This window comes from Kamptonema animale CS-326, assembly GCF_028330895.1.
GTDB lineage: Bacteria > Cyanobacteriota > Cyanobacteriia > Cyanobacteriales > Microcoleaceae > Kamptonema > Kamptonema formosum.
This window is the reverse complement of the sequence record NZ_JAQMUA010000321.1, coordinates 1-6,372: the sequence shown is the minus strand read 5'-3', so window position 1 is coordinate 6,372 and position 6,372 is coordinate 1. Positions and strand designations below refer to the sequence as shown.

8 protein-coding genes are annotated in these 6,372 nt (G+C 44.2%); 4 read left to right on the top strand and 4 right to left on the bottom strand.

Translation table 11 applies throughout. The features are described from left to right. Positions 1 to 109: 109 nt before the first annotated feature. Complete coding sequence (locus PN499_RS18595; RefSeq protein WP_272033588.1) at positions 110 to 571, bottom strand: hypothetical protein; 462 nt, start codon at positions 569 to 571, stop codon at positions 110 to 112. A 168-nt stretch (positions 572 to 739) separates the two neighbouring features. Between PN499_RS18595 and PN499_RS18590 the strand changes: the two genes are divergently transcribed. Both PN499_RS18590 and PN499_RS18585 read left to right on the top strand, forming a co-directional pair. Next, a complete protein-coding gene (locus PN499_RS18590; protein ID WP_272033587.1) occupies positions 740 to 1,333 on the top strand; it encodes an L-threonylcarbamoyladenylate synthase in 594 nt (197 codons plus the stop codon). A gap of 31 nt (positions 1,334 to 1,364) precedes the next feature. Then, entirely contained in the window at positions 1,365 to 2,288 is a 924-nt protein-coding gene (locus tag PN499_RS18585; protein ID WP_272033589.1) for a sensor histidine kinase, read from the top strand. A gap of 83 nt (positions 2,289 to 2,371) precedes the next feature. On the opposite strand, the gene PN499_RS18580 is transcribed toward PN499_RS18585, so the two are convergent. The 3 genes from PN499_RS18580 to PN499_RS18570 all read right to left on the bottom strand — a co-directional run bounded on the left by PN499_RS18580 (position 2,372) and on the right by PN499_RS18570 (position 3,948). After that, positions 2,372 to 2,842: a globin family protein gene (locus PN499_RS18580; protein ID WP_272033586.1), complete on the bottom strand. Its 471-nt coding sequence runs from the start codon at positions 2,840 to 2,842 to the stop codon at positions 2,372 to 2,374. Positions 2,843 to 3,066: 224 nt separating this feature from the next. Further along, on the bottom strand, positions 3,067 to 3,549 hold the full coding sequence (locus PN499_RS18575) for a 2Fe-2S iron-sulfur cluster-binding protein (protein ID WP_007354220.1): 483 nt from the start codon (positions 3,547 to 3,549) through the stop codon (positions 3,067 to 3,069). Positions 3,550 to 3,639: 90 nt separating this feature from the next. Next, on the bottom strand, positions 3,640 to 3,948 hold the full coding sequence (locus tag PN499_RS18570) for a hypothetical protein (RefSeq protein WP_272033585.1): 309 nt from the start codon (positions 3,946 to 3,948) through the stop codon (positions 3,640 to 3,642). Between the two features lie 101 nt (positions 3,949 to 4,049). Between PN499_RS18570 and PN499_RS18565 the strand changes: the two genes are divergently transcribed. After that, positions 4,050 to 5,903 carry a serine/threonine-protein kinase gene (locus PN499_RS18565; protein WP_272033584.1) on the top strand — a complete coding sequence of 618 codons (1,854 nt, stop codon included), beginning with the start codon at positions 4,050 to 4,052 and terminating at the stop codon, positions 5,901 to 5,903. Beyond that, a complete protein-coding gene (locus PN499_RS18560) occupies positions 5,900 to 6,250 on the top strand; it encodes a hypothetical protein (protein ID WP_272033583.1) in 351 nt (116 codons plus the stop codon). The genes PN499_RS18565 and PN499_RS18560 overlap by 4 nt, the downstream gene beginning before the upstream one ends. The last annotated feature ends 122 nt before the right edge of the window (positions 6,251 to 6,372 follow it).

Genomic DNA, 6,372 nt, shown 5'->3' with positions numbered 1-6,372 from the left:
TTAAAATTGATTATCGCTCCCTTTCCGGATGCCACCCTACGTGGAGAACCATTTTTCTTTGAGCCACTGCCGAAAATCCCCTTGACAACTGGCTTTGAGCCTTAACTTGTCACCAATGATTAACAATAGGAGCAAATGATTTTCTGTAGTCATTAATTGAATTATAAAAATCTTTATATGCAGGGTGTTTGGCTTTTTCCAGCCAAGACTCTACAAATTTGTTTTTAACCTGCGGGCTAGATGGATGAATAACTTTAAGGATAAGGTAACAATCATCAATATGAGATTGTAAGGCGTGTAATAGTTCTCTTTGTAAATTAGGTAGATTATCTAATGGATAATCTAGGTATCCATCCACATTAAACAAAGCCGTAGAAATCCGATCTGTTTCATCCAGAAGGTCATTAAAAGACTTCATTACTCTCTGTACTGAGAAACTGTAGATTGAGTAAGGATGCCGTTCAGTATGATCTTTATGATAAGTAAAGCTTTCAGGGAGAAGTTTTAGACAATTAAATGCTTTAGGGTGTAAGTTGCCATCTCTATGTGTTTTACGTTCGATCTTCTTCATAGGAGGATGAGTAAGCTAAATTTGATTGAATTGATTTAATGTAACGTAAAGCCATTGGTGATTGACAGAAAATTTTGTCGTAGTATCCGAACCTTTAAAGCTGAGGTAGCCGCATAATCTTAATATCAATCAACTACAATATAAATATTTCCCATCAACATTCACACCATGCCTCAAGTCTCAATCCAAACCTTAATATCAGCAGCAATATCGGGAAATCAAATTATTAGCTTTCCCACCGATACCGTACCCGCCTTAGCAGTACGCCCCGAAGCCAGCGAACTAATTTTCACCACCAAAAAACGCGATCGCGAAAAACCCCTAATCTTAATGGGTGCAACCCCAGAGGATCTTTGGCCCTACATCACCGGCACCCCAGAAGAACTCCAAATCTGGCAACAAATCGCCGCCTCCCACTGGCCCGGAGCCCTCACCCTAGTCCTCCCAGCCTCCGCAAAAGTTCCCTCAGCCATGAACCCCACAGACCCCACCACCATCGGCATCAGAGTCCCTAACCTCGCGATCGCCCAAAAAATCCTACAACAGACAGGGCCCTTAGCCACCACCAGCGCCAACTTATCAGGTCAACCACCCCTAGAAACCACTACCGAAATTCAACAAAAATTCCCAGAAGTCTTAACCCTAGAGGCTTCCGAACTAAAAACAACCACAAAAACATCCGGTTTGCCGTCCACAGTGGCCAAATGGACTGGGAATAGCTGGGAAATCTTGCGGCAAGGCGCGGTAGAGTTAAAATGCTAAGGGGCTGTGAAGGCAAAGTGAGATGACGCTGATGGGCTGGAGCGACTTGGTATATTTAGCAGTAGGTTTGGGACTAGGTTTGGGTAGTAATCGGCTATTTCGTCAGAAACAGCCATCAACCCAGGTAGAAGCACTACCAGACCTAGAACCTCAAGAAACAAACCCCGAACAGTTACAAATTCTCTCGAACCAACTGAAGCAAACACAACTTGCCTACCAGATGGCCGTCGAGATGAGTCAATTTAAGGCAGGCTTTTTGGCGCGGACTTCCCACGAGTTGCGATCGCCACTCAATAGTATGATTGGCACCCTTCAGTTAATTCTGTCGGATTTATGCGACGATCCAGAAGAAGAGCGAGAATTTGTGCAGCAAGCCCATACCTCAGCCCTGAAAATGGTCGGGCTGATGGATGAAGTCATCGCGGTCGCCAAGACTGAGCATGGCAGCGAAAAAATGGATATTCAGCCGCTTCAGTTAGCCAAAATTTTCGATGAAGTTGATGACTTAACTTACCTACAAGCAACTCATCGCGGCATTCGTCTAGAGATATCTCCTCCCGACGCTGAAATTTACGTCCTAGCAGACTTGCGACGCTTAAGACAAGTCCTCGTCAACCTCGTAGACACAGCTATCATTCAGATGGAAGAGGGCAGCATTAACGTTTCTGCCCATCCGTCCCCAGAATCAGGCTTAGTTCATATTTGGGTAGACGATCAGCGCCCCATTAGTGCCTGGAGCGAGTCATGGGATTTGCTCAAGCGTGATTTAGACACAAATGCTCAGGCGGCAGAGCATCCTCAGTTATCATCAGGACTACGCTTATTGATGAATCAGACTCTTTTAGCTTTAATGAAAGGTCGTTTAGAAGTTCTCGCCTTCCCTTCAGAGTCAGAAGAATCAAATTTTACGCGGACTCAATGCTCTATTCCCATAGCCAATTCCTCAGAAAGCTAATGGCTAATTGCTAATGGCTAATTGCTAATTGCTAACAGTTAACAAATAACAGTTAACAGTTAACAGTTAACAGTTAACAAATCTTACTTGCTGAAGATAGAGCGGTTCATTTCCAGAATAGGAATAAACAAACTTGCTTCTTCGGCTGTAAGATATTGTTTAATCGCATCTTGCATGATTTGAAAAGTTATTTCAGAAGTCTTTTTAGCTTGAAAAGAACCCAAAATAGTTTGAAACCAGAGTAAAAGACGATCGCGCAGACGGTTGCGATCGTCAATCAGCAATGCTGCCGCCGAATGCCGTAGTACGCGCACCGTGTCTAACCTCCATTTTGACGTGAGATCTTGAGAACCCCGACGCAATAAATCAGGGCTCCCAGACAAAATTTTTGTTTCTACATCGCGAATAATTTCTTTTTCCGCAGCTTGAATTTTCTTATAAGCACTCAAGCGTAGATTCAACGATTGGAAGTAATCTTTCAAAAACTGAAGTTCTGATTGAGCAGCATAGCGCCCGTCCGCTTCCACACTCAAATTAGCTAATTGACTTAACATAAAATTAGAATTGTTGATGAGAAATTATTGAACCCAAATAGGAATTATGCACTTCTTCCCTCAAATGCCAAGACGGCAGTGTTACATACAATTATAAGTAAGTCTGATGGCAGAGGAATACTTTTTAGCAGTAAATTTTGTGCCAATTTCTCAGTAAAGACGACAAGCCGGGACATATTTTGTCCCAAACTTATCCACTCAACTCAACCCTACAAAATTAAAATCTAGGCTCCTCTAGTACGAGCAAGATAATCTCCTACCTGCAAGCGTGTTTCATTAAGCTGATTAATAATAGAACGAGTAATCAACTTTCCTTCTTCCACAACAACTTTACCAGTAATTGGGTGCAGCAAGTTTTGTTCAGCGCGGCGACCTATCAAAGCTTCCACATTGTCAATAGCGTTGATGTACATACCTGTCGGTAATTCCACCACCACTCCATCACCCAAAATCTGAGCCTGACAAGCAAGGCGGGAAGTCGTTTTAGCTGTAGTAATAACCTCTAACGTCCTCTGCTCCCGACGGCTCATCCCCGACAAAGCATCCATGCCCTCTTTAATATAAACGTGGCAAGTAGCACACATACCCCTACCACCACATTCTTTCAGAACATTAAGTTCTTTCGAGAGCAAGGCAGACAGAATATTTGAGTTAGTCAGGACTGCCATTTCCTCAGCAATTGGCTCTAGCTTAATAATTTTGACCATTTTTAATTCTCGATCCTGTCAGGCTAATTCCTTGATAAAGTTGATTTCGATTTCCCCTGAACAATAATCTTACCTGTTCCCAAAAAAAAGTTAAGATAGCAGAGCAGAATAACCTTCAGGCTCTCTCACCCAGATGACATAGCCTTTTGGAGTTTTTGTAATTACGGTCTTGTCGCCACTCTTGTGCATCTTGGTCGCGATATCGATCGCTTTTTGTGTATCATTCACAGCCTTAAAAAAGCTGTAAAACTCGCCTTCGACGAAAAGTGCCGCTACAGGGTGTTCCAAATCCGGCACGGTGATATGGCAATGTCGATACTGACTACGAAATTCTATGATTTTGGTAGCGATCGCGCTCCCAGGGTGAAAGGCAGTTTCATACTCAAGCTGATATAACATAAGTTGTACGGTGTGGTTAATTCAACAATCCTAAGTTTTGTCAGAATTCTTCACATAGCATATTTCAATACTATCTTAAAGGCTTTCCTGAAATTGGAGCCATGCAAAATTCCAAGTACCGGATTTTAGGGCTAGTAGGACAAGGCCAGTTTGGTCGAGTTTTTTGTGCCAGCATTCGCCAATCTGGAGGAAAAAATTCGCGCCCAGTTGGTCAACTGGTGGCTCTTAAGGAACTGAGTCACCAGCAAGCCCCCACAAGTGAATTCTTGCGAGAACTTTGGTTCCTGATTACGTTACAGCATCCTAATATCGTTGCTTGTATCGCTTTGGAACATACGGCGACAGGGCGGTACCTAGTTATGGACTATTGCGAAGGGGGAACCCTCCGCAGCCTCCTGAAGCAGGATAGAACGCTAAGATTGCTTGAAGGCCTACAGCTAGTAATAGGCGTTTTGGCGGGTTTAGACTACGCTCACCGCCGAGGCGTGGTTCACTGCGACATCAAGCCAGAAAATATTCTGCTGAGTTTGGGGCCAAAAGGCTGGTTGCCTAGACTGTCTGATTTTGGCATTGCCCGCCGTTTACCGGAAATTGGCACTACTCGCCTCCATCAAGAGATTTCGCCAGACGCTACGGTTGGCTCTCCCGCTTACATGGCTCCAGAAAGGTTCTACGGCCTTTATTCGCCCATGTCTGACATTTATGCAGTGGGGATTCTATTATTTGAATTGCTGATGGGCTATCGCCCTTTTAGCGGCACGCCGGGGGATTTGATGTGGGCGCATTTAAATCAGCGCTTGCAATTGCCCGATGTCATACCAGAGCCGTTGCAGGAAGTGCTGAAAAAAGCTTTGGAGAAATTACCAGCTCGCCGCTTTGCTAGTGCTTCTCAAATGGCTCAAGCTTTGCGGCTGGCAATGTACGATCGCGCTGTCAGACAATTGGGCGATCGCTCCATTCCTTGGGAAGGGGATATTGACAATGAGGAAGATGACCAGAGGCGCAGGATCGTCAACTTTGACTTGTCAATTACTTCTTCCCAATTACCAATTCCTCTTCCTGTGAGCATCTTAGTTGCTAATGAAGCCTATCTCTACGCTGCTACGGGTTCCCAGGTAATAGTTTTGCCTCAGCCAACTCACAGCCAAGTTGCAGCCAAAATTCAAACCTCTGTGTCTTTTCCCGAACCTGTGCTTGGCATTCTGCCGGCCCTCGGCGGCGGCTGTATTCTTACTCAAGAACGACTCTACTGGCTAGGCGATCGCGCCGAGCACCCTGAGTGCATCCTAGATCTCGGCTCAGAACCAATACCTACAGTTTATAAAGCTGCTGTTGATTTTCACAGCCACTATTTAGCCGTAGCTATTCCCGGCGAGTTGCGTTTTTATTCCCTAGCCATAGAAAGCGGCTTGGCAGCTTTAACCCTAAAGCGAACTATTGCGCTAACAGAGTCCAACTTGCCAGAATTAATGTTTTTGGATCGCCGACATTTACTAGCAATTTGGCCTGACACTGAACAAAAACAGCCTCAAACTACTTTTAAAGTTTATAGTCGTCGCGGCACAACGATTGGTTCTGTGCGTTTATTAACCAGTGTTGGGAAAGTTGTCACGCTAGGAAGCCAGTTATTGCCTACTGCCGAGCCTTATACTTTACTAGGTATGCCTCTAGGTTCCAAATCAGCTATTTTGCTAATTAAGTTGTTACCTCTAAAAGTGACACGAATTCCTGTAGAAAGCTTACCAACTTGTGCTTGTGTTACCAGTTGGGGATATGTAGTGGCAGATGCTCAGGGACAGCTTATAGTTTGCGATCGCGAAGGGAGTCAATTAGGTAATTTTAGTATTCCTGTAGTACCGCAAGCGATCGCACCCTGGGGAAAGACTGGTTTAGCCGTTGTTGCTGATAGTGGGTGCATCCATTTTTTAGATGTAAACTTCGAGACAGATCCATGATCGAACCTGAACCACCGATCGCTGCTGTACCAATTGAAAAAAATTCAGAGTCTGCGGAAACAAGTACACCTTTATCCTTTGCTGAATTTGACTTTGAAACTATCAGCAAAACAATCGTGAAATTTGCAGATTTAGAATTTAAGGCAGATAGTGAAATTAATTTCGGCAGACAAGACCTTTCAATTCTGCCTAATTCCTATCTGCATTCTGAGGCTTCACCCATTTTATTTGCAGCTTGGGAAAGCCTTGTAAAGATAGTAGCACACTTACTTTCTCCTGCCAGTGGATGGTCATCCGATTTACCGCGCACTCCAGATAATCTAGCTACTTATACCAATTTTAAATGAAGTTGCATAGAATAGAGATACTGTTTAGGGATCGTTAACTATGGCACGCCAACTGATACTGGCGATCGCAGAAAGCCCAGAAATTCTGGAGCAACAACTCAAAAATAGCCGCACCGCCAGCC